This window comes from Microbacterium sufflavum (assembly GCF_023091155.1).
GTDB lineage: Bacteria > Actinomycetota > Actinomycetes > Actinomycetales > Microbacteriaceae > Microbacterium > Microbacterium sufflavum.
The window spans coordinates 1,333,888-1,356,842 of the sequence record NZ_JAHWXK010000001.1; the positions used below are offsets into that span (position 1 = coordinate 1,333,888).

Genomic DNA, 22,955 nt, shown 5'->3' on the forward strand with positions numbered 1-22,955 from the left:
CCGTGCCCCGCCTGGTCACTCACTCGCCCGCCGTGTCTTTCGGTGAACGCCGACGAAAAGTGCGTCCAGCAAGGTCTGCGAAGGACCCAGCGATCTCCTTTGCTTTGTCCACGCTTTCGGCGCCGACCCGCCCGGCGACCTGGATGCTCTCCGCGCCAATGCGCCACGCGGCGTCCAATCCATCCGCGCCGGCCTTGAGTAGGTCGTCGCGAGTGTCCGTGGCCGCTGACGACCAGCGTCGCGACTCTCGCACCTCCGCTGACGCCTCGATCCCGAGTCGCTCGTGGAAGGTGCCGACAGAGTCGCTCACCTTGTTTCTGGAGCGCACGATGGCCGGAGACTCGATCGGGTTGAACAGGACTTTCGAGTTCGCCAGAGTTGCGGCCTCGTCGACCCGGTCGAGTAGCTGTCGCGTGGTCCGAGTGATCAGTTCCGCACGGTTCATGCGAGCTCTCTGCAGGCCAACTCGGTGTTGCTCCAGTTCCTCGGGGGATGTCTGGAGGACCCGGTCGAGTTCGATCACTCCCATCGCCTCCTGCAGATAGAAGCACTGTGCGAGGACGGCGAGCCATTCCTGTACCTCGCCGTCGATCTTTTTGGACGAGTCAGCGAGTTCGTTGACAGACTTGCTTTGGAGCTTCCCCGCTAACGCCTCGATCTGCCTTAAGGCGTATGCCTGCGTGCGGGCGATCGTCATCGAGGACGCTTGCACTTTCGACCAGGTCACCTCGGAGATGCCGCCGACCTCCTTGCGGATCGTGAGTGCCTCTTCGAGCATCATGTCCACGCCGATGATGTCCGCAAGCACGGCGTCCTTCTGCGCGCGCAGTACGTCATCGACCTTCTGATCGATTGCGGCGAGGTAGTCAGTGATCTCGTCCATGGTCTGTTGCATCGCAACCTGTGCCATGATTCCGGCGACACCAGCGAGCATCGCAGGGTTTGTGAGGATCGACCCTGGTGTCTTGAGGAACTGCAGGTTCTTCGCGAACTGACCATTAGGTGCCCGAAGAGTTGCATGCAGCTGTTTGCTCGTCGAGTTTGTGACCTTGGGAAGGGCCTGCGCGGCGGCCCACGACTCTTCGGTTAGCTTCATCCAGCGCCCCGAGTTCGCCGCTATTTCGGAGCCGGCCTTCATGACAGCCGCCCCGGCTCCGAATGCGGTCTTGAGCTTGGACAGATCCAGCTCGCGAGACCGTAATTTGTTGGCCTCAATAAACTCCTCGACAAGTTCGCGCCGGCCGATCAGGGAGATTCCATCCCCATCGATGACCAACTCAATCTCGGACAGGTCCCCGTCGTCCATCCTCATGCCCCGTTCGTCGTCGGCCCGCTGATGGACCACTCACGATGATGGCCTAAACCGGGGACGTACGTATGCAGCCACAGCTGCTTGACGTTAGCAGCGCTCCGTCACCCGGGGGCCTCTACTCGAACCCGCCCGTCAGCCGCCCGTGCATGGTTCCGCTCGAGTCGTTCATCCCGACGATCTCCACCGTCTTCCCCAACGCCGCGTACTTCGTCTCGATCGCGTCCAACGCGGCGACGGTCGACGCATCCCACACGTGCGATCCCGACAGATCAACAACAACGCGGGATGGGTCGTCCGTGTAGGAGAACAGCGTCGTCAAGTCGTTGCTCGACGCGAAGAACAGCTCCCCATCCACGACATACGTCACCACGTCGCCCGCAACCGAACGCGTCACCGATACGAAGTGCGCCACCCGCCGGACGAACAGCACCGACGCGACCAGCACGCCACCCACAACCCCGACCGCGAGGTTGTGCGTCACCAAGACCAACAGAACGGTCGCGAGCATCACGAACGTCTCGCTCTTCGGCATCCGCTTCAGCGTCGACGGCTTGATCGAGTGCCAGTCGAACGCGCCGATCGCCACCATCACCATCACGGCCACGAGTGCCGCCATCGGAATGGTCCCGACGAAGTCGCCGAACACCACCACCAGCAGGAACAGGAACACCCCGGCGCAGAACGTGGAGATGCGGGTCCTGGCGCCCGAGGCCTTCACGTTGATCATGGTCTGCCCGATCACGGCGCAGCCGCCCATGCCGCCGAAGATCCCCGACAGCACGTTCGCGACGCCCTGCGCCCACGACTCGCGCGTCTTGTTCGAGTGGGTGTCGGTGATCTCGTCGACGAGCTTCGCGGTGAGCAGCGACTCCATCAGTCCGACCAGCGCCACCCCGAGGGCGAACGGCGCGATGATCGTGAACGTCTCCCACGTGAGCGGCACGTTCGGGATGAAGAGCTCCGGCAGGCTGCGCGGCAGTTCGCCCTGATCGCCGACCGTGGGCACCGTGATGCCGAACGCGAGCACCACCCCGGTGACGATGATCACCGACACGAGCGGCGCCGGCACGACCTTCGTGAGCTTCGGCATGACCAGCATCACGACGATCCCGAGCGCCACGAGCGGATACACGAGCCATGGCACGTCGATCAGCTGGGGGAACTGCGAGCTGAACACGAAGATCGCCAGCGCGTTCACGAACCCGACCATCACGCTGCGGGGGATGAATCGCATGAGCTTCGCGACCCCAAGCACTCCGAGCACGACCTGGAAGATCCCGGCGAGGATGACCGTCGCGATGAAGTAGTCCAGCCCGTACGTCGGCGCGACCGGCGCGATCACGAGCGCCACGGCCCCGGTCGCCGCGGTCACCATCGCCGGGCGCCCGCCGAGGAACGCGATCGACACGGCCATGATGAACGACGAGAACAGTCCCACCTTCGGGTCCACCCCCGCGATCACCGAGAACGCGATCGCCTCCGGGATCAGCGCGAGCCCCACGACGAGCCCGGCGAGCACCTCGCGCGTCAGCATCCGCGGGTTCTTCAGCGCCGTGAGCACCGACGGGTGGTCGCGATAGCGGGCGCGGTCGATGGCCGTCGTTGCAGACAATGGGGGCTCCAGGGGGAAGGTGCCTCAGAGGAAGAGGCAGACGATCCAGCCTATGCGGACACACCGACTGGGAAGTCCCATCGCCCTGCCGCTTCAGCCCCGCGCAACCACGACACCTCTTGCCCCGCCCGCAAGAGTGAGTGTACAGTCACTCTCATGCCCGCCACCCGAAGCTCCGTCCTCTCCACGGCCGACGCACGCCGCCCGCTCGTGGCTGCCGCGGCTCTGCGTGCGTTCGCGCGCCGGGGGTTTCACGGCACGACGGTGGCCGATGTCGCGGGCGAGGCGAAGATCTCCCCGGCCTACGTGTTCAAGCTGTACTCCGGCAAGGAGGCGCTCTTCGTCGCGGCGCTCGACGCGTGCTTCGACGCGATCCTCGTCGCCCTCGAGGAGGGTGCCGACGCCGCGAAGGACCAGAAGCCCGCCACCGTGCTCGAGGCGATGGGCGATGCCTACGCGCACCTCATCTCCGACCGCACGCTGCTCATGCTCCAGGTGCACGCGCAGTCCGTGGCCGACATCGAGGTGATCGGTGAAGCGCTGCGCGCCGGACTGGGGCGCATCACCACCTACGTCCAGTCCCGCTCCGGCGGCAGCGACGAGGACGTGCAGCGCTTCATCGCCTACGGGCAGCTCTGCCATCTCATCGTCACCACGCAGCTCGACGGCCGACCCGAGGACTGGGTTGCCCTCCTGACCGCGGGCATCACCCACCCCGAGTGAGCCCCCGCAGGGCGCGCCCTTTCGCATGCCTACAGGAGTGAGTGAGCAATCACTCTCCACGAACCCGACAATCGACCGACACGACAGAGAAGAGAGAACCATGACCACCCTCACTCCGCTCACCTCCGCCGCGGCCCCTCTGCGCAGCACCCGCCGTTGGCTCGCCCTGAGCGTGCTCGCGCTCGCGCAGTTCCTCGTGGTGCTCGACGCCTCCATCGTCAACATCGCCCTTCCGGTGCTCGGGCAGCAGCTCGGCATGGACACGGCCGCGCTCGCATGGGTCATCACCGCCTACGTGCTCGCGTTCGGCGGCCTCCTGCTCCTCGGCGGGCGGCTCGCCGACCGCTACGGCCACCGCCGCGTGTTCCTGCTCGGCACCGCGGGGTTCGTCGTCGCCTCGGCGCTCGCGGGGTTCTCGGTCGTGCCCGAGATGCTCCTCGCCGCGCGCGCACTCCAGGGGGCATCCGCCGCGCTGCTCGCCCCCGCGGCCCTCGCCCTGCTCACGCACCTCTTCCCCGACGACGCCGAACGCACCAGAGCGCTCGGCGTCTGGGGTGCCGTCGCGGGCATCGGCTCCGCGGCCGGCGTACTCCTCGGCGGCGTGCTCACCGCGACCCTCGGGTGGCAGTCGGTGTTCTTCGTGAACGTCCCGGTCGGGGCGGTCGTGCTCATCGCCGTCCCGCTCCTCATCACCCGCGACACGGTCCGCGCCTCCGGTCGCCTCGACGCGGCCGGTGCGATCAGCGTGACCGCGGCACTCGTCGCCCTCGTCGGGGCGTTCAGCGCGGTCGAGCAGCTCGGCTTCGTCCACCCTCTGCCCCTCGGGCTCTTCGCCGTCGCGCTCGTGCTCGGCGCCGTGTTCCTCCTGATCGAGCGTCGCGCGCCGGAGCCGCTCCTCCCGCTGGCGGTGTTCCGCAACCGCGACCTCGCCCTCGGCAACGTCGTGATGCTGCTCGGCGGCGCCGCCATGGTCGCGCTGTTCTTCGCGCTCTCCGTGTTCATGCAGGCCGTGCTCGGGTACGACGCCCTCACGACCGGCCTCACCCAGCTGCCGCTCGCCGGTGCCCTGGTCGTCGTCGCGGGCGTCGTCCCGGCGCTGATCGGTCGTGCCGGCGCTCGACGCGTGCTCGCCGCCTCGCTCCTCGTGCTCGCCGGTGGGCTCGTGTGGCTCGCGCTCGCTCCGTCTGACGCGGTCTTCCTCGTCCACCTGCTCGGCCCGACGCTGCTGATCGGCATCGGACTCGGGGGCGCGTTCGTCGCCACGACCCAGCTCGCGGTCGACGGGGTCGACGGGGGAGAGGCGGGACTGGCGGGCGGACTCATCAACACCAGCCAGCAGATCGGGGGTGCGGTCGGCCTCGCGGTCCTCGGAACGATCGCGGGACTGCGCACCTCGGCGCTCGATGCCGCCGGTGTCCCTGCCGCCGAGGCGATGACGGGCGGCTTCTCCTGGCTCTTCCTCGGCGCCGCCGCGCTCGCCGTGATCGGCGCGGGAACCGTCGCGGTCTGGCGCCGCCGCTGAGGTGCGGCAGTCGGCCCCGCGCGTCGCCTCCGGGCGCGCGGGGCCGCTGCGTGCGCACCTGGACCCTTCCTCTCCGCCGCCACCTCCGACATGATGAAGGGGACCGACCGCGAAGGAGACCCCGTGTCGCTCACGCCGCCACCGTCGCAGCACATCGAGACCGCCGCCTCTGCGCTCCCGGGCGCCGTGGTGATCGCGGGCATTCGACGAACTCTGATCTGGATGGTGGTCGCGGGCGTCGTCTACTCCGCCTTCATGACGGGTAGCAAGAGCTACTGCCCGGGCGGTTACGACGGCAGCGGCGGCTTCGTCGATTCCGAGGGTCGGTCGGTCGACCAGGCCCCCGTCTGCGTCTCGATGGCGCTTCAGTCCAACGTGCTGGTCTACGTCGCCCTCGCAGCGATCTTCCTGATCGCGCTCGGTCGCGTGACGAAGGCTGCCGACGAGCGTGCGGCACTGCGGACGCTGGAGCGCGCGATGTACGGAGCCGGCGTGCTCGTCGTGATCGCCGTCGTGGTGTCGCAGGTGTGGTTCCAGTCGATCGATCTCGAGCAGTTCACCTCGGGGTCCTGGTCCGTCGTGAGCCCCTTCCCGCTCGGGATCATCGACGTGTCGACCACCCCGATGACGACCCCCTGACCGCCCGGAGCTACCGCCCCGCCCGCACCCGCAGGGTGAACGCCACCGCGGCGAGCCCGATCACCACCACCCCGTACCCGACGCACACCGCCTCCAGCCCGACCACGCCGACGAGTGACCCGGCGACCACGGCGGGCACGCCGAACGCGAGATAGGCGAGCACGTACAGCACCGCGAAGGTGTCGGCGCGTTCGGTCGCGGGAATGCGCGGTGCGAGCGACGCGACCACACCGGAGAACGCCGTGCCGAAGCCCATGCCCGTGACCGCGGCCGCGCCCAGGTAGAAGGGGAGGGAGCCGACCCCGAGCGCGAGGAGCGACAGCAGCGTGCCGAGGCCGAGCGCGGCGGTGCCGAACAGCACGCTCGTGTGCGCCGAGCGCCCGCGCATCGCGAACGCCGTGACCGCCCCGACCCCGGCGAGCAGCACCACGCCGAGGCCCTGCCACAGGTGCGCGACGCCGCCGAGCTCACGCGCCACGATGTTCGCGCCGAGCGACAGGAACAGCCCGCCCGTGGCCCACCCCGCCACGACGGCCGGGGCTCCGCGCCAGAAGTCGCCCCGGATCGCGGCGGGGATCGACAGGCGGAAGCTCAGCGACGCCCACGCGCCCGGCCGCCGCGGAGCTGTCTCCGGAACGACGAGGAACAGCGCTGCGAGCAGCACGTACACCGTGGTGAGCGGGGCGAACACGTCGAGCAGCGCCTCCCGGGTGAGGTCGAGCATGACCGCCGACACGAGCGCGCCGAGCGCGAGTCCGATGCCGGGGCTCAGCGCGTTCCACAGCGCGGCCGTCTTCGCTCGACCCCCGGGGGCGAAGTCGAGCACCGTCGCCGACAGCGCCGAGATCAGTGCCCCGCTCGCGACGCCCTGGAGGATCCGCGCCACGAACAGCACCCACACGGCGTCGGCGTGCCAGAACAGGAACATGCTCCCCGCGAGCAGCAGGAACCCCACGACCGCGACCGGTCGCCGCCCCACGTGGTCCGACAGCGACCCGGCGGTGAGGAGCGTCAGGAGCAGTGCGACCGCGTACACCGCGAACACCGCGCTGATCACGACCGGCGCGAACCCGATGTCGTGCGCGAGCACGGGGTAGAACGGCGAGGGTGCGCTCGCTCCCGCCATCATCAGGATCTGCGCGACCACGACGAGCACGAACCCGAGCCGGGTGCGCGTCGCGGTCGGGCGGGGGTGCCGGGGCGCGGCGGGCGGGGCGGTGACGATGGGCTCGGTGGTGGTCATGCGCGGCTCCTTGACAGTTCGAGAATCATCGAACTCTCGGAGCGTACTCGCCCTCGCACCATTGTTCAACTATTCTCGAACCATGCCTGGCGACCTGCCCCACCCGGAGCGCTCCGAGATCCAGCTGACCGAGGTGCTCTTCGCGCTCAGCGACCCCGAGCGACTGGCCATCGCGCGCCAGCTCGCCGACGGTCCCCTCGACATGGCCTCCTGCCACGCGACTGACCCGAACCTGCCGAAGTCCACCAAGTCGCACTTCATGAAGGTGCTGCGCGAGGCCGGCGTCATCCGCAACGAGCCCAACGGGCGGCGCCGTACCCTCACCCTCCGCCGCGACGACCTCGACGCCCGCTTCCCCGGGCTGCTCGACTCCGTACTGCCGGGCTAGTCCGCGGGCGCCCCGTCGTCCGGCACCCACCGCAGCAGGTCGCCCGGCTGGCAGTCCAGCGCCACGCACAGCGCATCGAGCGTCGTGAACCGCACCGCCTTCGCGCGGCCGTTCTTCAGCACCGCGAGGTTGGTGGGGGTGATCCCGATGCGCTCCGCCAGCTCGCCGACACCGATCTTCCGGCGCGCCATCATCACGTCGATGTCGACGACCACCGGCATCAGATCACCTCGTCGTCGAGCTCGGACCGCAGAGCCCGTGCCTCCGCGTCGCGGTCGATCGCCTGCCGCAGCAGCGCCTTCATCACCACGACGAGCAACGCCATCCCGGCGAGCACCACTCCCGCACCGCCGATCAGCGCGACGACTCCGGGTGCCATCTCGCCCGGGGCGAGCAGGGCCGCGAGCACCCACGCGAGCACCGCCGCCGCCAGGATCGCCCCGATGATCGTGTCGACGAAGCGGAACGAGGATGTCGAGAAGAGGGATCCCCGCCGCACCTTGCGGAGCAGGATCCACACGCACACCCCGAACACCTGCATCGTCGCGACGCCCAGCACCAGGATCGCGACCAGCGTGATGCGCGCCCACGTCGCCTCCCCCTCCAGGTCGGCGTACACGAGCGGCGCGATCACCGTCTGCACCACCAGCGACCCGAGCAGGGCGAGGGCGATCACCACCTGCAGCGCGATCGTCGTTCCCTTGGCCATGCGACACCTCCCGTCGAGAAACAACAGAAATCTATCGTTAATCGTTCGATGAGGCAAGCGCGAACGCCGGCCGCCCGGAGCTACCGCAGCACGAGGCCGATCTCGAACGACCGCCGCCACGGCAGGGTCAGCTCGTCGATGCGCACGCCGTCGGCGGGGAGCATCGACTCCAGCAGCGCCGTCAGCTCCGCATGGATCACCCGCGACGCCTCGGCCACCCGCGCGTCGTCCGCCATCGGGTAGATGTCGGGGAACAGCGACGGCCCGGAGTCCGTGCGCACGACGGCCTGATACGCGAAGTCGTCCAGCAGCCGGGTCAGCAGGGCGATCCGCGCCGCCCGCTCGTCGAACGACCCCGTGGCCCGGCCGACCACTGCGGCGGCCGCGACCGCGACCACACTGCCGAGCGTGTTCCCCGCCGTGTTCCAGCCGCCGAACGCCTCCAGCCGCCCGAGCAGGTCGGCGTCGGCGAGCGCGCGCACCAGCGCCTCGTCCGCCCCGTTCGGATACCGCACGTCGGCCAGCGCGACCCGCTCGCCCGCCTCCAGCCGCTCCCGCACCAGGGCGACGGTGCCGGCGACGGCCGCGGTGTCGACCACATCGGGCCGCCCGCGGAACATGTCGTGCCGGTCGGGGTCGGGGGCGTGCAGCACCAGGGTCACGTCGGCGTCCGCCGCCACCTCGACGGCACCGGCCGCGCGGATCTGCCGGCTCGCCGAGGCCGCCAGCGACATGTTCTCGTACGGCGGGATCCGCTCCATCCCCGCGGCGTCGGCGCACGCCACCGCGAACGACACCGTCACCCCGGCGTTCCCCGCGAGAGCTCGGGCGACGAGCGCCGCCCCCACCTCGTCGGCGCCCGGGTACATGAGCACGCGACGGCCCGACGGCAGCATCCGCATCCAGTGCCGCAGCCACACCTGCTCGGCGCTTCCCGCCGCGAACGGCGCGGTGTCGTCGGCGGTGATGGCGAGGAAGTCGAGCGTCTCGTCCTCGACCAGCCCGAGGGTCGAGAGGTTGACGATGTGGTTGCGCAGGCGCCGCGTCGCGTAGTCCGACACGACATCGGCCGGCACGGGTGTCAGATCCTCCAGCGGCAGCACGTCGGTCTCGCCGAGCAGCCGGTGGGCGTCGCCCCCGAGGGCGTGGATCTCCTTGCCGTGCGCCGTCCAGTACTCCGGCTCCTCGGCCGCGGAGTACGAGTTGCTGGCGCGCGTGACCAGGGAGACGGCCGAGATCGGCAGCTCGGGGCGCATCCGCCGCACCTCGCGCAGCACGTCGAGACGCGCCAGCACGTCACGCGTCGTGTCGTGGCTCGTCCGGCTCGCGATGAGTCCGCCGTAGAGCAGCATGTCGACCGACACCACGAGGTGCACGGTCGCCGGGTCGGCCGCGCGCTCCCGCAGCCAGGCGCCGAGCGCGTCCGCGTCGCCCGCCGTCCGGTATGCGGGGAGGATCTCGGCGGGCGGCACGTCGAGCGTCACGCCCGCGACCGCGGCGACGTCGCCGGGCAGCTTCACGTTCACCGGCCGATCGTCGAGGGGGAGCAGGGCGATGCGCGGGCGGAGGGTCGGGTCGGACACGAGGAGCCTTTCGTCGGTGAAGGGATTGCCGGTCGGGAGCGCGAACGCTCAGGGGCGGGAGATCGAGAGGAGGTAGGAGTAGCGGTCGCCCCGATACACCGATTCGGCGTACTCCAGCGGCCGGCTGCGGGCGTCGTAGGTGGTGCGCTTGACGAGGAACGCGGGCGAGAACGGGGGCGTCTGCAGGGCCGCGGCCTGCTCCTCGTCGAGCACGACCGCGTGGATCTCCTGGTCGGCGCGCACCGCCGAGATGCCGAACCGGGTGCGCAGATCCTCGTAGAGCGAGTCGCCCACGATGCCCTCCTCCAGCCCCGGCACGGCGTCGGCCGCGATCGAGCACACCTCCAGGCAGATGGGGATGTCGTCGGCGGTGCGCACGCGGCGGATCCGCACCACCGGCGACTGCGGGCTGAGGTTCAAGGCGTAGCCGGTGGTCTGCCCCGCCGCGGCGGTGGACACGTCGACCGACAGCGATCCTGGCCGCATGTTGCGGGCGAGCATGTCCTCGGAGAACGACGTGAGCTCGAACGCCTTGCTGATGCGCGAGGCGCTGACGAAGGTGCCGGCGCCCTGGAGCCGGTAGACCAGCCCGTCGCGCTCCAGCTCGTCGAGCGCCCGGCGCACCGTCTGCCGGTTGACCTCGAGCGACTCGGCGAGATCGCGTTCGGTCGGCAGCTTCTCGTGCGGCGCCAGGCCCTGCTGGATGACCTCCTCGAGATGCCGGCGCACCCGCTCGTGCTTCGTCACACCTTCGATCGTCATGGCTTCCCCCTCATTTGGACTAACCCAATCTTGACGACCGCCCCCAGGTGTGTCAATGTCTGTTCTCAGCGGTTCCGAATTGGTCTATTCCAATCCTTTTGCAAGGTCAACGATGAGCGGAGAACTCCCCATGCACATGAAGCAGCACATGCGCCGGCGCGCCCTGGTCGCCGCCGGACTGACCACAGCGACGGTCGTGGCCCTCAGCGGATGCGCGGGAGGCGGCAGCGACGCCGACGGCCCCACCGAGATCACGTTCTCGTACCTGTGGGGAGGGGAGGAGGCCAAGGCCCTGGAGGCGATCATCGCCGACTTCAACGCCAGCCAGGACGACATCGTCGTCAAGGGCGTCTCCAGCCCCGACACCCAGAAGCAGCTCACCTCGATGTCGTCGTCCAACGGCTCGTTCGACATCTCCGACAACTTCGGGAACACCGTCGGCGCCTGGGCCTCGAAGGGCATCCTCGCCCCGCTCGACGACGCGATCGCCGCGGAGGACATCGACGTCGACGACTTCGTGCCCAGCGCGATGGAGCAGATGACTTACGACGGCAAGATCTACTCGCTGCCCATCGCCATCCACAGCTTCCAGCTGCTCTACAACCCCCAGCTGCTCGCGGAGGCGGGCGTGACCCCGCCCACCACCATGGACGAGCTCGCCGCCGCCATCCCCAAGCTCACCAAGAAGGACGCCTCGGGCAAGATCACCCAGCTCGGCCTGGGCTCCGCCAACGACAGCACCACGCTCACCACTCTCGGCTACGCGTTCGGCGGCAGCTGGGACGGAGAGGACGGCCCGACTCCGGCGGAGGACGGCAACCTCGAAGCGCTGCAGTGGTACCAGGACAACGTGATCGAGCCGGTGGGCGCCGACGCCATGGCCACGTTCGTCTCCGGTCAGGGCGAGTACCTCTCGGCGCAGGACCCGTTCTTCAGCGGCCAGGTCGCCATGATCATCGACGGCGAGTGGCGTTCGGCCAGCGCGGCCAAGATCGCCCCCGACTTCGAATGGGGCGTCACCGCCATCCCCGCCGCCACCCCCGAGCTGGAGAACAGCACGCAGGTGACCGCGAGCACCCTGTTCATCCCCGCCAACTCGAAGCACAAGGAAGAGGCGGCGACGTTCCTCGCCTACCTCGTCAGCGACGAGCCGATGGAGAAGTTCGCCGTCGCGCTGGGCAACCTCCCCGGCCGCTCCTCCCTCGCCGGCAGCGCGGCCTTCGACGAGCTGGAGGACTTCGGCGTCTGGGCCGAGGCGGCCTCCTCGCCGAACGCCAAGTCCCTCGCGAGCCGCCCGTACAGCGCGGAGTACGCGACCGACCTGGCCACCGCGTTCGACGAGGTCGTGCGGCTGACGGCCACCCCGGAGGAGGCGATCGCGACCGTCGAGGAGCGGATGTCCTCCTACTCCTCGAAGTGAGCGGCGCTCCGTGACCACGGCCACCACACCCCGGGTCCGGCGGGAGACGACTCCCGCCGGGCCCGGCGCCCCCGTCCGGCGGCGCCGCAGCCGCCGCACGACGCTGATCGGCCTCGCCTTCGCCGCGCCGTTCATCGTCGGCTTCCTGTTCCTGTTCGCCTACCCGATCGTGGCCTCGGCGTACTACAGCTTCACCGACTTCAACCTCTTCCAGGCGCCCGAGTGGGTGGGCCTGGACAACTACACCCAGATGTTCGCGGACGGGGTGTTCTGGAAGTCGCTCGCCAACACCGCCGTGCTCACCGTGTTCGGGGTGCCGCTCGCGATCGGCATCGCGCTCGCCGGAGCCCACCTGCTCAACACCCCCGTCCGCGGCCAGCCGCTGTACCGCGCGCTGGTGTACCTGCCCTCGATCGTGCCCGTGGTGGTCGGCGGCTACCTGTGGCGCTGGCTGCTCAACGCCCAGTACGGCTTCATCAACCACTTCCTGTCGTGGTTCGGCATCGAAGGGCCGGCGTGGCTGCAGCAGCCGGAATGGACCAAGCCCGCGATCATCATGATGTCGCTGTGGACCGTCGGCGGCACCATGATCATCTACCTCGCGGCCCTCCAGGAGGTGCCGAAGGAGCTGTACGAGGCGGCCGAGCTCGACGGTGCGGGAGTCTGGCGCCGGTTCACGAGCGTCACCTGGCCGACGGTGTCTCCGGTGACCCTGTTCCAGGTGATCGTGAGCATCATCGGTTTCCTGCAGATCTTCACGCAGCCCTACATCCTGTCGCAGGAGCGGCTCAATCAGGCCGGCTCCGGGCCCGGGCAGTCGATGCTCTCCTACGCGATGTACCTGTACCAGAACGCGTTCGTGTTCCTGAAGATGGGCTACGCCTCGGCCATGGCCTGGACGCTGTTCATCGTCACGCTCATCGTGAGCCTCATCGTGCTCGCGTCGTCGAAGAAGTGGGTGCACGATGGCACACGCTGAGATCTCCGCCCCCGCCCGCCGGCCCCGCCGCACGCGCCGCACGCTGCGCCGCGTCCGGCAGCAGGTGTCGGTGGCGCTGCTCGCCCTGCTGTTCCTCTTCCCGCTGCTGGTGATGCTGTCGACCGCGTTCAAGACGCCGGGCGACGTGTTCTCCTCGCCGCCCACGCTGCTTCCGGCCGAGTGGACCATGGACAACTTCGCCGAGGCGTTCGCGCAGATCCCCGTGTGGCGTTACCTCGGCAACACGCTGTTCGTGTCGGGCATGAGCATCCTGGGCACGGTCATCTCGTGCCCGCTGGTGGCCTATGCGCTGGCGAAGGTGAAATGGCGCGGCGCCCGCCCGCTGCTCATCCTCGTGCTGGCCACGATGATGCTGCCGCCCCAGGTGACCCTCATCCCGCTGTTCCTGGTGTGGAACGGGCTCGAGGCGACGAACACCTACCTGCCGCTGATCGTGCCGGCCTTCCTGGGCACGCCGTTCTTCATCTTCATGATCCGGCAGTTCCTGCTCGCGGTGCCCGACGAGCTGATCGAGGCCGCGCGCCTCGACGGCGCCTCCGAGTTCCGCACCTACGCGACGATCGTGCTGCCCCTGGCCCGCCCGGCCATCGTCACCGCGGCGATCTTCCAGTTCGTGTGGGCGTGGACCGACTTCCTCAATCCCCTCATCTATCTCAACGACCAGTCGACGTACACGCTGTCGATCGGTCTGTACGCCTTCTTCGGGGAGAACGACGTGGCGTGGGGGCCGCTCATGGCGGCATGCGTGATGTTCACGCTGCCGGCCGTGGTGATCTTCCTCATCGGCCAGAAGTTCTTCATCGGCGGCGTCAGCGCAGGAGCGATCAAGTGACACACGACACCCTCGAACTGCTCCGTGACAGCCTCGTCGCCTCGGTCCAGGCGTCAGCGGGCACCCCGGCCCGCGACACCCACGTGATCGGTGCGCTCGCGGAGTCGGCGCTGCTCGGCGGTGCCAGCGGGCTGCGGTTGAACGGACCGGAGGACCTCCGCCGGGTGCGGTCGGCGACGGCGGTGCCGCTGATCGGACTGCACAAGGTGTGGAACGGCGTGCGCAACGTGATCACGCCCGACGTCGCTCTTGCGGAGGGCCTCGCCGCGGCGGGGGCCGACGTCATCGCGGTGGACGCCACGACCGAGCAGCTCGGCACGGACTTCGGCCTGCTCGGCCGGATCGCGCAGGCCACCGGGCTCCCGGTGATGGCCGACGTCTCCACCGCGGAGGAGGGCAGGAGGGCGTGGGAGGCGGGCGCCGCCGTGGTCGGCACCACCCTCTCCGGCTACACGCCGCACTCGCCGCGGCAGGACGGACCCGACCTCGATCTCGTCGCCGCGCTCGCCGCGGCCGGCATCCCGACCATCGCGGAGGGCCGCTACCAGACACCGGAGCAGGTGCGCGCGGCCTTCGACGCGGGGGCCTTCGCCGTGGTCGTCGGCGGGGCGATCACCGACCCGATCGCGCTCACGCGCCGGTTCGTCGCGGCGACCCCGAAAGCCGGGGAGCGGGTGTGATCGTCGGGGTCGACATCGGCGGCACCAAGATCGCGGTCGCCGGATTCGAGCCCGATCCCGCGGGCGGCCGTCGCCGGGTGACGCCCGTGCGCAGCTGTGCGACGCCGGCGCGCGAGGGCGGGGACGCGATCGTGCGGGCGGTCGTCGAGGCGGTCCGCGCGGTCGCCGACGGCGAACCCGTGACGGCGGTCGGTGTCGGCACGGCCGGCGTGGTCGCCCCCGACGGATCCATCACCTCGGCCACGGACGCGATCCGGGGGTGGGCGGGGTTCCCGCTGCGCTCGGCACTCGAGCGCGCCACGGGGGTTGCGGTCGCGGTCGTGAACGACGTGCACGCGGCGGCGGTCGCGGAGGCCGCCCAGGGAGCGGGTCGCGGAGCGGGCGGGCTGCTGATGGTCGCGGTGGGCACGGGCATCGGCGGGGCCGTGGTCCTCCCGGACGGGCTCCGCGCCGGGGCGACCGGCACCGCGGGATCGGTCGGGCACACCGAGCTGGCGCTGCCGGCCGAGCTCGCCGGGAGGCGCTGCGGCTGCGGGGCGCCCGGGCACGTCGAGGCCGTGGCGTCGGGGCCCGGACTCGAACGGACGTACCGGGAGCGCACCGGGACACCGCTCCCGTTGCGCGAGGTGGATGCCCTGGCCCGTGCGGGCGACCGGACGGCGGCGGAGGTGATCGCGCAGGGGGCGCAGTTCCTCGGGCGCGCTCTCGCCGCGGCCAACGCGCTGCTCGACGTCGAGGCGGTGGCGGTGGGCGGGGGTGTCGCGGGCATCGGTGAGCGGTATCTGGACGAGGTGGCGCGGGCCTATCGGGCCGTGGCGATGCCGGGCCCGGCGCGGGCCCGCGTCCTTCCGGCCGAGTTCGGGGTGGACGCGACGGCGACCGGCGCGGCCCTGCTCGCGCCGGTCGAAACTCCCACCCCACGCCCAGCGTGAGCGATATATCGTTAACTATCGTTCACGACTGGGAGGTCATCATGAGCAACGCATTCCCCTCCAACCCGTTCGGCGGAACCGGGAACACCGGCGGCAGCGGTGCCGGTGACTTCGCGTCCGGCCTCGGCAACCTCTTCGGCGGACCCCACGGTCCGGCCGGCGCGCTCTTCGAGGCGATGGACCAGCTCCGCAAGTCGTTCGACTCGCGCCCGTCCGGCGGCTCCCGCATGGCGCGCGGCGACGTCCGCACCGCCGTGCTCACGCTCCTCGCCGAGCGCCCCATGCACGGCTATCAGATCATCAACGAGATCGCCGAGCGCAGCGGCGGCACCTGGAAGCCCAGCGCCGGTTCCGTGTACCCCACGCTCCAGCTGCTCGCCGACGAAGGGCTGATCGAGGCGGAGGAGCAGAACGGCCGCAAGACCTATGCGCTCACCGAGGCCGGTCGCGCCGTCGCCGACGAGACCACCGAGACCCCGGCGCCGTGGGTGTCCACCTCCGACAAGGACCGCGGACGCGACCCCCGCTACAGCGCGCTGCCCAAGGCCGGCGTCGACCTGGCCGCCGCGGCCGCGCAGGTCGGTCGCAGCGGTTCGGCGGAGCAGGTGCAGCAGGCGATCGAGGTGCTCGACGACGCCCGCCGTAGGCTGTACACGATCCTTGCCCAGGACTGACCGCGTCGTGCGGCATCCGGCGCGGAACGGCGGAAGGATGACGCGATGACGGAAGCGGTAGCCCAGGGCGTCCATCGCGCCAGGTACCGCCGCATCCTGTCGTTCGCGAGCCGCGAGTTCGTGAAGATCTGGTGGTTCGAGCTGGTGCTTCCGCGCTTCGGGCTCGCCGCGGTCGCGGAGCGCACCCGCCCGCGCCGGATGCAGCGCTTCGCCCGGCGCTTCCACACCCTCGCGGTCGAGCTCGGCGGACTCATGATCAAGGTCGGGCAGTTCATGTCGTCGCGCCTCGACGTGCTCCCGCCCGAGATCACGAAGGAGCTGGAGGGACTGCAGGACGAGGTGCCCGCGGTGCCCACGCCGCAGATCCGGGCGCTCGCGGAGGCCGAGCTCGGCATCCCCCTGGAGCGCGCCTACGCCTGGTTCGACGACACCCCCGTCGCCGCGGCCTCGCTCGGTCAGGTGCACCGCGCGCGGCTCTCGGCCCTCGACGCGGAGGACACCGGGCTCGACGAGGTCGTGGTCAAGGTGCAGCGCCCCGGCATCGACGAGATCGTCGCGGTCGACCTCGCTGCCCTCCGCCGGGTCGCCCGCTGGCTCACGCGGGTGCGCATCGTCGCCGACCGGGTGGATGCGCCCGCCCTCGTGGAGGAGTTCGCCGTCACGAGCCTGGAGGAGATCGACTACCTGCACGAGGCCCGCAGCGCCGAGCGGTTCCGCGAGAACTTCGCCGACGACCCCCGGGTCGCGGCGCCCGAGATCGTGTGGGAGCGCACGACCCGCCGCGTGCTGACGCTGTCCGACGTGACCGCCATCAAGATCAACGACACCGAGGCGCTGCGGGCGGCCGGCATCGAACCGCGGGCCGTCGCCGACGCGTTCGCCGAGGTCATGTTCGACCAGGTGTTCACGCATCGCTTCGTGCACGCCGACCCGCATCCCGGCAACATCTTCGTCACCCCGGTTCCCACGGACGGGGGCTTCCGTCTGACGTTCATCGACTTCGGCATGATGGCCGAGGTCCCCGACAACCTCCGCGAGGGGCTGCGGATGCTCCTGATCGCGGTCACCGCGCGCGACAGTCGCGGACTCGTGGCCGCCGCGAAGGAGATCGGGGTGCTGCTGCCCACCGCCGACACCGCCGAGCTCGAGCGCGCCCTGACGGCCCTGTTCGCCCGCTTCGGCGGCATGGGCTTCGCGGAGCTGAGCCGCGTCGACCCGCGCGAGTTCACCGACTTCGCAGACGAGTTCGGCGACATGGTGCGCCGCCTCCCGCTCCAGCTGCCGGAAGACCTGCTGCTGCTGATCCGGGCGGTGTCGCTCACCTCGGGCATGTGCAGCGGCCTCGACCCCGCGTTCAACGTGTGGGATGCGGCGGAGCCCTACGCCGCTCGGCTGCTGCGCGACGAGTCCGGCAACCTGATGCAGGACATGGCCCAGCAGGCGATGGAGAACGCCGCGACCACGTGGCGCCTCCCTGGGCGCATCGACCGCATCATCACCCGCATCGACGACGGCACCGTGTCGTTCGACACCTCGCGACTGGAGCGGCGCCTCGATCGGCTGGAGGGTATCGCGCGCCGCATCGCCTCCGGGGTGCTGTTCGCCGCGATGCTCGTGGGCGGCGCGCTGCTGGTCGCCCCGGTGCCCCCGCTCGGGATCACGCTGCTGTGCGTCTCCGTGCTGCCTCTGCTCGGGGCGCTCTTCGCGGGGCGCCGCGGCCGCTAGACCCGCCCGGCCGCAGGAGAACGCGGCGGCTCCGGCGGAGGCGGCCCTGGCCGAGGCGGCCCGCATGGGAGGATGGGTTCTCATGGACAACCCGGTCGAGAAGCATTCCCCCTCCGACGGTCCGCAGACCCCCACCGGCACCCACCGCACCGCGGGAGAGGCCGCGCGCAAGATCGTGCGCGACATCACCACGGTTCCGCCGCGCAGCGTGCACCCCGCGCTCGTGCCGGGCGTCTCGGTCGAGGAGACCGGTCGCACCTACCGCACCGACCCGCTCGTGTTCGGTGTGGCGGCGGCGTTCGCCCTCGGGTTCATCGCGTGGGGCGTGTTCGCGGGCGACAACCTCGCAGGCACCACCAGCACCGTGCTCGCGTGGGTCGTGGAGTACTTCGGCTTCTTCTTCACCACGATCGCGACGATCATCCTCGTGTTCATGCTGTTCGTCGGCTTCAGCCGCTACGGGCGCATTCCTCTGGGTCGTGACGACGAGGAGCCCGAGTTCTCGATGTTCTCGTGGATCTCGATGCTCTTCGCGGCCGGCATGGGCATCGGGCTGGTGTTCTGGGGCGCCGCGGAGCCGCTGACGTTCTTCGAGAACCCGCCACCCGGAACGGTCGAGGCGAACACGCTCGAGGCTATGCACACCGCGCAGACGCAGGTGCTCTACCACTGGGGCCCGCAGGCCTGGGCGTTCTATGCGCTCGTCGGCGGGGCCATCGCCTACGGCGCCTACCGCCGCGGTCGCACCCCGCTGATCTCGTCGATCTTCGCGCCGCTGCTCGGCGAGCACCGCACGACGGGCCCGGTCGGCCGAACGATCGACATCTTCTCCATCATCGTGACGCTGTTCGGCACGGCCGCGTCTCTCGGGCTCGGTGCGCTGCAGATCGGCCACGGCGTCGAGCTGGTGAGCGGCATCGGCCCGCTCGGCAACGGCATCCTGATCGCCGTCATCGCCGTGCTGACGGCGTGCTTCATCGCGTCGGCCGTCTCCGGGGTCTCGAAGGGCATCCGCGCGCTGTCGAACATCAACGCGGTCGTCGCGATCCTGCTGGCGTTCTTCGTGTTCTTCGTCGGGCCGACGCTGCTCATCCTCAACGTCATCCCGTCGGTCGCGGTGCAGTTCCTCGGCGACCTGCCGACCATGATCGGCCGCTCGGCCTCGCAGGGTGAGGCCGCGGAGGCGTTCCTGTCGAGCTGGACGATCTTCTACTGGGCGTGGTGGATCTCGTGGTCGCCCTTCGTCGGCATGTTCATCGCGAAGATCTCGCGCGGGCGCACGCTGCGCCAGTTCGTGTCGGTGGTCATCGTCGTGCCGTCGGCGATCTCGCTCGTGTGGTTCGCGATCTTCGGCACCACCGCGATCCAGCAGCAGATGAACGGCGCCGGGCTCGTGGTCGACCCGCCCGAGGAGGTGCTGTTCGGCGTGCTGGAGAACCTGCCGTTCCCCCTCGTCACGAGCATCGTGCTCATCCTGCTCATCGCGATTTTCTTCATCACCGGCGCCGACTCCGCCTCGCTCGTGATGGGCACGCTCTCCCAGCAGGGGCGCCCAGAGCCGTCGCGCTGGGTCGCGGTGGTCTGGGGTGTGCTGGTCGGCGTGATCGCCGCGGTGCTGCTCGTGAGCGGCGCGGAGGGCAGCGGCCTGCAGTCGCTGCAGAACGCGACGATCATCGCGGCCCTGCCGTTCGCCATCATCATGGCGTTCATGATGATCGCGTTCATGAAGGATCTGCGGCGCGACCCGATGATCCTGCGCGACCGCTACGCCCGCGCCGCCGTGCGGCACAGCGTGATGGCCGGACTGGAGGAGTACGGCGACGACTTCGCGCTCGTGCCCGTCGAGTACGACCACTCGGAGGACGACCTGGCATGGATCGACGAGGACACGGTCGACGACACCCTCGCCGAGGTGTACGAGGCGGCGACCGAGGCGATCGACATCGTCCCGCCGGCCGACGTCGAAGCCGCAGTGGACGCCGCGATGGACGAGACCCTGAATCAGCCCGACGAGGCCGCGCAGCCCGGGGCCGAGGGTCCGCCCGTCCGCTGACGCCGCGGAGGGCCCGGGCGCGCGACGGCACCCGGGTCCCTCGGCTCAGGCGACCGCGCGGGTGAGGGCGGCCGTGGCTCAGGACGCCTGATGCGGCGCGTCCGCCTGTGTCTCCGCGTCCGCCGGGGTCTCCGCGTCCGCCGGGGTGTCCGCGTCCGCCGGGGTCTCCGCGTCCGCCTGTGTCTCCGCGTCGGCCGGGGTCTCCGCGGCCGCCGGGGTCTCTGCGGCGGCGGTGATGCGGGCGGCCATGCCCGAGAAGATCAGGCCGTGGAACGGCAGCACGGCCAGCCAGTACAGCCGTCCGGTGAGGCCGCGCGGGAAGAAGATCGCCCGCTGCTCATACCGCGCACCCGCGCCGTCTGGCACCGCCCGCAGCTCGAGCCACGCCTCCCCCGGCACCTTCATCTCGGCGCGCAGCCGCAGCAGGTGCCCGGCGTCGGTCTGCTCCACGGCCTCGACGCGCCAGAAGTCGATCGCGTCGCCCACCCGAGCGGCGGTGCGGCTGCGGCGGCCGCGGCGCAGACCAACGCCGCCCACCACGCGGTCCATCCAGCCACGCACGGCCCACAGCAGCGGCGAGGAGTACCAGCCGTTCTCGCCGCCGATGCCCAGGATCACGCGCCAAAGTTCCGCGACGGAGGCGTGCGTGCGCACCGAGCGGGCGTCGGTGAACACGGTGCGTCCGGCCCAGTCGGGGTCGCTCGGCAGCGGGTCGCTGGGCGCGCCGGACACCTCCGCATCTTGCCAGCTGGTCTCGATGGCGTCGGCGTCGACGCGGCCGAGGGCGAGCGCGACGGCGCGGCGGTACGGGGTGAGGCCGCCGTCCGGCCGCGGGATCAGCTCGTCGATCGCGTGGTCCTTCATGATGCACTCGTTCTGCAGGGATGCCACGAGCGGTCGGGCGATCGATCGCGGCACCGGCGTCACGAGGTTCACCCAGTGCGAGGCCAGCTCGGGCGTGAGCACGGGCAGCGCGGCGATCGCACGCTGACGGAGCCCCGCCTCGACCGCGTAGCCGTTCATCATCTGTCCGTAGCGCAGCACGTCGGGGCCGCCGATGTCGACCGCGCGGTTCACGTCGGGGTCGAGGCGGGCGGCACCGAGCAGGTAGTGCAGCACGTCGCGCACGGAGATCGGCTGGATGCGGTTGCGCACCCACTTCGGCGCGGGCATGTAGGGCAGCACGTCGGTGAGGTGGCGGATCATCTCGAAGGATGCGGAGCCGGAGCCGATCACGACCCCGGCCTGGAGCACGAGGGTCGGCACGCCGGAGTCGAGCAGGATCTCGCCGACGCGCACCCGGGAGCGCAGGTGGGGGGAGAGCGTCACGTCGTCGGGGTGCAGTCCGCCGAGGTAGACGATGCGCCGCACTCCCGCCGCGGCGGCGGCGCGGGCGACCGTGTGCGCGGCCCGCTCGTCGCTCTCCTCGAAGCCCTTGCCCGCGGACATCGAGTGGATCAGGTAGTACACGACGTCCACGTCGTCCATCGCGCGGGCGACGGCGTCGGCGTCGTCGGCGGATCCCTCGACGATCTCGCAGTCGTCCCCCCAGGTGAACGACGCGGCGCGCGCGGCGTCTCGGGCGAGCACCCGCACGCGGTAGCCGGCGTTGAGCAGGCGGGGGGTGAGGCGGCCGCCGATGTAGCCGGTGGCGCCGAGGACGAGGGCGCGGGGAGCGGAACCGTCGGCGCGGGGGACGGCCCGCAGCATCTCTTCGCGCCCGGTGGGCTGGGTGAGCTCGCTCATGGTCCGAGCGTAGGCGGGGGAGCGGACGATCGGAACGGGCTTGCGGCGGTCGCGATGCGCGGATAATCGTCCGGCTCGCGGCCTCGATCGCGGGCGGTCGCCGAGGGGGCGCCAGACGGGGTACGGTCGTACTCGTGACTTCCATCGAATCGATTCGACGCACGCGGCCCGACCGGCAGACGCGCCGCGCCAGGATCGCCGTCTCGGCGCTGTTCCTCACCAACGGCGCCCTGTTCGCAAACATCCTCCCGCGCTACCCGGAGATCAAGTCGGCCCTCGGCCTGGACAACCTCGGCTACGGCGTCGCGATCGCGGCCTTCCCCGCGGGAGCCATCGCGGCAGGGCTGCTCGCGGCCGTCCTGATCCGGCGGTTCGGCTCGGCCCGCGTCGCCGTGATCGGCACGGTGCTCACGAGCCTCGGGCTGCTGTCGGCCGCCCTCGCGCCGTCGGGAGTGCTGTTCGCCCTGGCGCTGCTGCTGGGCGGAGCCTCCGACGCGATCACCGATGTCGCCCAGAACGCGCACGGCCTCCGCGTGCAGAAGCGCTACGGCCGCTCGATCATCAACGGCTTCCACGCGATCTGGTCGATCGGTGCCGTGCTGGGCGGGGTCATGGCCGCCGGGGCGATCGCGCTGCACCTGCCGCTCGCCGTGCACCTGGGGATCTCGACGGCGCTGTTCGCCGCGGTCGCGCTCGTGGCGCTGGGCTTCTGCCTCCCTGGTCGCGACGACGACGCGGAGGAGGCCGCGGCCGAGCCGGGCGAGCTGGCGGGGCAGGTGCGCCGAGGTGTGCCGCCGCGGACGATCGTCGCGATCGTGGCGCTGACCCTCATCGCGATGGCGGGAGCGGTCGCGGAGGATGCGGGCAACTCGTGGGCCACGCTGTACCTGGGCGACTCGCTGGGGGCTGCCGCCGCGATCGCCCCGCTCGGCTTCATCGCCCTCGTCGGTGCGCAGTTCATCGGGCGGCTGCTGGGCGACCCCCTGACCGATCGGTTCGGGCAGCGCGCGGTGGCGGCGGTCGGTGGCCTGATCGCGGCGGTCGGGATGACGCTCGCGCTCGCCTTCCCGAGCGTTCCCGGCACGATCCTGGGGTTCGCCGCCGTGGGGTTCGGGATCGCCACGCTCATCCCGGCCGCGATGCACGCCGCCGACGAGCTGCCGGGACTGCGTCCGGGGGTGGGGCTGACGCTCGTGTCATGGCTGCTGCGCCTGGGCTTCCTGCTGTCGCCGCCGTTCGTGGGATATCTCGCGGAGACGCAGAGCCTGGCGGCCGGGCTGATCGTCGCCCCGGCGGCGGCCCTGCTCGCGGTGCTGCTGTCGGGCTTCCTCGACGGGCGGCGACCGCGCGACTGATCTGCAATACAAGGGTTGCAAGAGAGAGGGCGCTGTGCAACGCTA

At 70.6% G+C, this 22,955-nt stretch carries 21 protein-coding genes; 13 read left to right on the forward strand and 8 right to left on the reverse strand.

The features are described 5' to 3' along the window. Positions 1-19: 19 nt before the first annotated feature. The gene (locus KZC56_RS06555; protein ID WP_247638153.1) at positions 20-1,312 is read right to left on the reverse strand and encodes a hypothetical protein; all 1,293 of its coding nucleotides are present in this window, start codon (positions 1,310-1,312) and stop codon (positions 20-22) included. Between the two features lie 115 nt (positions 1,313-1,427). After that, on the reverse strand, positions 1,428-2,924 hold the full coding sequence (locus KZC56_RS06560) for a SulP family inorganic anion transporter (protein ID WP_247638154.1): 1,497 nt from the start codon (positions 2,922-2,924) through the stop codon (positions 1,428-1,430). Positions 2,925-3,080: 156 nt separating this feature from the next. On the opposite strand from KZC56_RS06560, the gene KZC56_RS06565 reads away from it, so the two are divergent. From KZC56_RS06565 to KZC56_RS06575, 3 genes are all read left to right on the forward strand, one after another. Further along, positions 3,081-3,647, forward strand: coding sequence for a TetR/AcrR family transcriptional regulator (locus tag KZC56_RS06565; protein WP_247638155.1), 567 nt, complete (start codon positions 3,081-3,083; stop codon positions 3,645-3,647). Between the two features lie 100 nt (positions 3,648-3,747). After that, positions 3,748-5,169 carry an MFS transporter gene (locus KZC56_RS06570; RefSeq protein WP_247638156.1) on the forward strand — a complete coding sequence of 474 codons (1,422 nt, stop codon included), beginning with the start codon at positions 3,748-3,750 and terminating at the stop codon, positions 5,167-5,169. Positions 5,170-5,292: 123 nt separating this feature from the next. Further along, on the forward strand, positions 5,293-5,808 hold the full coding sequence (locus tag KZC56_RS06575) for a hypothetical protein (RefSeq protein ID WP_247638157.1): 516 nt from the start codon (positions 5,293-5,295) through the stop codon (positions 5,806-5,808). A gap of 10 nt (positions 5,809-5,818) precedes the next feature. On the opposite strand, the gene KZC56_RS06580 is transcribed toward KZC56_RS06575, so the two are convergent. Further along, positions 5,819-7,051 carry an MFS transporter gene (locus KZC56_RS06580; protein ID WP_247638158.1) on the reverse strand — a complete coding sequence of 411 codons (1,233 nt, stop codon included), beginning with the start codon at positions 7,049-7,051 and terminating at the stop codon, positions 5,819-5,821. 82 nt (positions 7,052-7,133) lie between these two features. Here KZC56_RS06580 and KZC56_RS06585 point away from each other — a divergent pair, with 82 nt between their 5' ends. Further along, positions 7,134-7,439: an ArsR/SmtB family transcription factor gene (locus KZC56_RS06585; protein WP_247638159.1), complete on the forward strand. Its 306-nt coding sequence runs from the start codon at positions 7,134-7,136 to the stop codon at positions 7,437-7,439. Here the strand turns inward: KZC56_RS06585 and KZC56_RS06590 are convergent. The 4 genes from KZC56_RS06590 to KZC56_RS06605 form a co-directional block, all read right to left on the reverse strand. After that, positions 7,436-7,660: a helix-turn-helix domain-containing protein gene (locus KZC56_RS06590; RefSeq protein WP_206252005.1), complete on the reverse strand. Its 225-nt coding sequence runs from the start codon at positions 7,658-7,660 to the stop codon at positions 7,436-7,438. The two genes, KZC56_RS06585 and KZC56_RS06590, sit on opposite strands and share 4 nt — an antisense overlap. Beyond that, the gene (locus KZC56_RS06595; RefSeq protein WP_136034449.1) at positions 7,660-8,148 is read right to left on the reverse strand and encodes a DUF2975 domain-containing protein; all 489 of its coding nucleotides are present in this window, start codon (positions 8,146-8,148) and stop codon (positions 7,660-7,662) included. Before KZC56_RS06595 ends, KZC56_RS06590 begins: the two co-directional genes overlap by 1 nt. Before the next feature lie 80 nt (positions 8,149-8,228). Further along, positions 8,229-9,731, reverse strand: a complete 1,503-nt coding sequence (locus KZC56_RS06600) for a DUF4127 family protein (protein WP_247638160.1) — start codon at positions 9,729-9,731, stop codon at positions 8,229-8,231. A gap of 48 nt (positions 9,732-9,779) precedes the next feature. Further along, a complete protein-coding gene (locus KZC56_RS06605; protein WP_136034445.1) occupies positions 9,780-10,493 on the reverse strand; it encodes a GntR family transcriptional regulator in 714 nt (237 codons plus the stop codon). A gap of 130 nt (positions 10,494-10,623) precedes the next feature. On the opposite strand from KZC56_RS06605, the gene KZC56_RS06610 reads away from it, so the two are divergent. The 8 genes from KZC56_RS06610 to KZC56_RS06645 all read left to right on the forward strand — a co-directional run bounded on the left by KZC56_RS06610 (position 10,624) and on the right by KZC56_RS06645 (position 19,809). Further along, a complete protein-coding gene (locus KZC56_RS06610) occupies positions 10,624-11,913 on the forward strand; it encodes an ABC transporter substrate-binding protein (RefSeq protein WP_247638161.1) in 1,290 nt (429 codons plus the stop codon). 10 nt (positions 11,914-11,923) lie between these two features. Beyond that, a complete protein-coding gene (locus KZC56_RS06615; protein WP_247638162.1) occupies positions 11,924-12,892 on the forward strand; it encodes a carbohydrate ABC transporter permease in 969 nt (322 codons plus the stop codon). After that, positions 12,879-13,745: a carbohydrate ABC transporter permease gene (locus KZC56_RS06620; protein ID WP_136036855.1), complete on the forward strand. Its 867-nt coding sequence runs from the start codon at positions 12,879-12,881 to the stop codon at positions 13,743-13,745. Before KZC56_RS06615 ends, KZC56_RS06620 begins: the two co-directional genes overlap by 14 nt. Next, a complete protein-coding gene (locus KZC56_RS06625; protein ID WP_205814397.1) occupies positions 13,742-14,425 on the forward strand; it encodes an N-acetylmannosamine-6-phosphate 2-epimerase in 684 nt (227 codons plus the stop codon). The genes KZC56_RS06620 and KZC56_RS06625 overlap by 4 nt, the downstream gene beginning before the upstream one ends. After that, on the forward strand, positions 14,422-15,357 hold the full coding sequence (locus KZC56_RS06630; protein WP_247638163.1) for an ROK family protein: 936 nt from the start codon (positions 14,422-14,424) through the stop codon (positions 15,355-15,357). Before KZC56_RS06625 ends, KZC56_RS06630 begins: the two co-directional genes overlap by 4 nt. Before the next feature lie 41 nt (positions 15,358-15,398). Then, positions 15,399-16,031 carry a PadR family transcriptional regulator gene (locus tag KZC56_RS06635; RefSeq protein ID WP_247638164.1) on the forward strand — a complete coding sequence of 211 codons (633 nt, stop codon included), beginning with the start codon at positions 15,399-15,401 and terminating at the stop codon, positions 16,029-16,031. A gap of 45 nt (positions 16,032-16,076) precedes the next feature. Beyond that, positions 16,077-17,756, forward strand: a complete 1,680-nt coding sequence (locus tag KZC56_RS06640) for an ABC1 kinase family protein (RefSeq protein ID WP_136045210.1) — start codon at positions 16,077-16,079, stop codon at positions 17,754-17,756. A gap of 82 nt (positions 17,757-17,838) precedes the next feature. Continuing rightward, entirely contained in the window at positions 17,839-19,809 is a 1,971-nt protein-coding gene (locus tag KZC56_RS06645; RefSeq protein ID WP_372490604.1) for a BCCT family transporter, read from the forward strand. Between the two features lie 78 nt (positions 19,810-19,887). On the opposite strand, the gene KZC56_RS06650 is transcribed toward KZC56_RS06645, so the two are convergent. Then, the gene (locus KZC56_RS06650) at positions 19,888-21,555 is read right to left on the reverse strand and encodes an SDR family oxidoreductase (protein ID WP_247638166.1); all 1,668 of its coding nucleotides are present in this window, start codon (positions 21,553-21,555) and stop codon (positions 19,888-19,890) included. A gap of 143 nt (positions 21,556-21,698) precedes the next feature. Here KZC56_RS06650 and KZC56_RS06655 point away from each other — a divergent pair, with 143 nt between their 5' ends. Continuing rightward, a complete protein-coding gene (locus tag KZC56_RS06655; RefSeq protein ID WP_247638866.1) occupies positions 21,699-22,910 on the forward strand; it encodes an MFS transporter in 1,212 nt (403 codons plus the stop codon). Positions 22,911-22,955: the final 45 nt, after the last annotated feature.

Excerpts from the sequence above, each read along its gene's own strand:
- KZC56_RS06645 (WP_372490604.1), top strand. The coding sequence starts at position 17,839 with ATGGACAACCCGGTCGAGAAGCATTCCCCCTCCGACGGTCCGCAGACC.
- KZC56_RS06590 (WP_206252005.1), bottom strand. The coding sequence starts at position 7,660 with ATGCCGGTGGTCGTCGACATCGACGTGATGATGGCGCGCCGGAAGATC.
- KZC56_RS06595 (WP_136034449.1), bottom strand. The coding sequence starts at position 8,148 with ATGGCCAAGGGAACGACGATCGCGCTGCAGGTGGTGATCGCCCTCGCC.
- KZC56_RS06580 (WP_247638158.1), bottom strand. The coding sequence starts at position 7,051 with ATGACCACCACCGAGCCCATCGTCACCGCCCCGCCCGCCGCGCCCCGG.
- KZC56_RS06555 (WP_247638153.1), bottom strand. The coding sequence starts at position 1,312 with ATGAGGATGGACGACGGGGACCTGTCCGAGATTGAGTTGGTCATCGAT.
- KZC56_RS06570 (WP_247638156.1), top strand. The coding sequence starts at position 3,748 with ATGACCACCCTCACTCCGCTCACCTCCGCCGCGGCCCCTCTGCGCAGC.
- KZC56_RS06640 (WP_136045210.1), top strand. The coding sequence starts at position 16,077 with ATGACGGAAGCGGTAGCCCAGGGCGTCCATCGCGCCAGGTACCGCCGC.
- KZC56_RS06610 (WP_247638161.1), top strand. The coding sequence starts at position 10,624 with ATGCACATGAAGCAGCACATGCGCCGGCGCGCCCTGGTCGCCGCCGGA.
- KZC56_RS06585 (WP_247638159.1), top strand. The coding sequence starts at position 7,134 with ATGCCTGGCGACCTGCCCCACCCGGAGCGCTCCGAGATCCAGCTGACC.
- KZC56_RS06635 (WP_247638164.1), top strand. The coding sequence starts at position 15,399 with ATGAGCAACGCATTCCCCTCCAACCCGTTCGGCGGAACCGGGAACACC.
- KZC56_RS06565 (WP_247638155.1), top strand. The coding sequence starts at position 3,081 with ATGCCCGCCACCCGAAGCTCCGTCCTCTCCACGGCCGACGCACGCCGC.
- KZC56_RS06620 (WP_136036855.1), top strand. The coding sequence starts at position 12,879 with ATGGCACACGCTGAGATCTCCGCCCCCGCCCGCCGGCCCCGCCGCACG.
- KZC56_RS06650 (WP_247638166.1), bottom strand. The coding sequence starts at position 21,555 with ATGAGCGAGCTCACCCAGCCCACCGGGCGCGAAGAGATGCTGCGGGCC.
- KZC56_RS06605 (WP_136034445.1), bottom strand. The coding sequence starts at position 10,493 with ATGACGATCGAAGGTGTGACGAAGCACGAGCGGGTGCGCCGGCATCTC.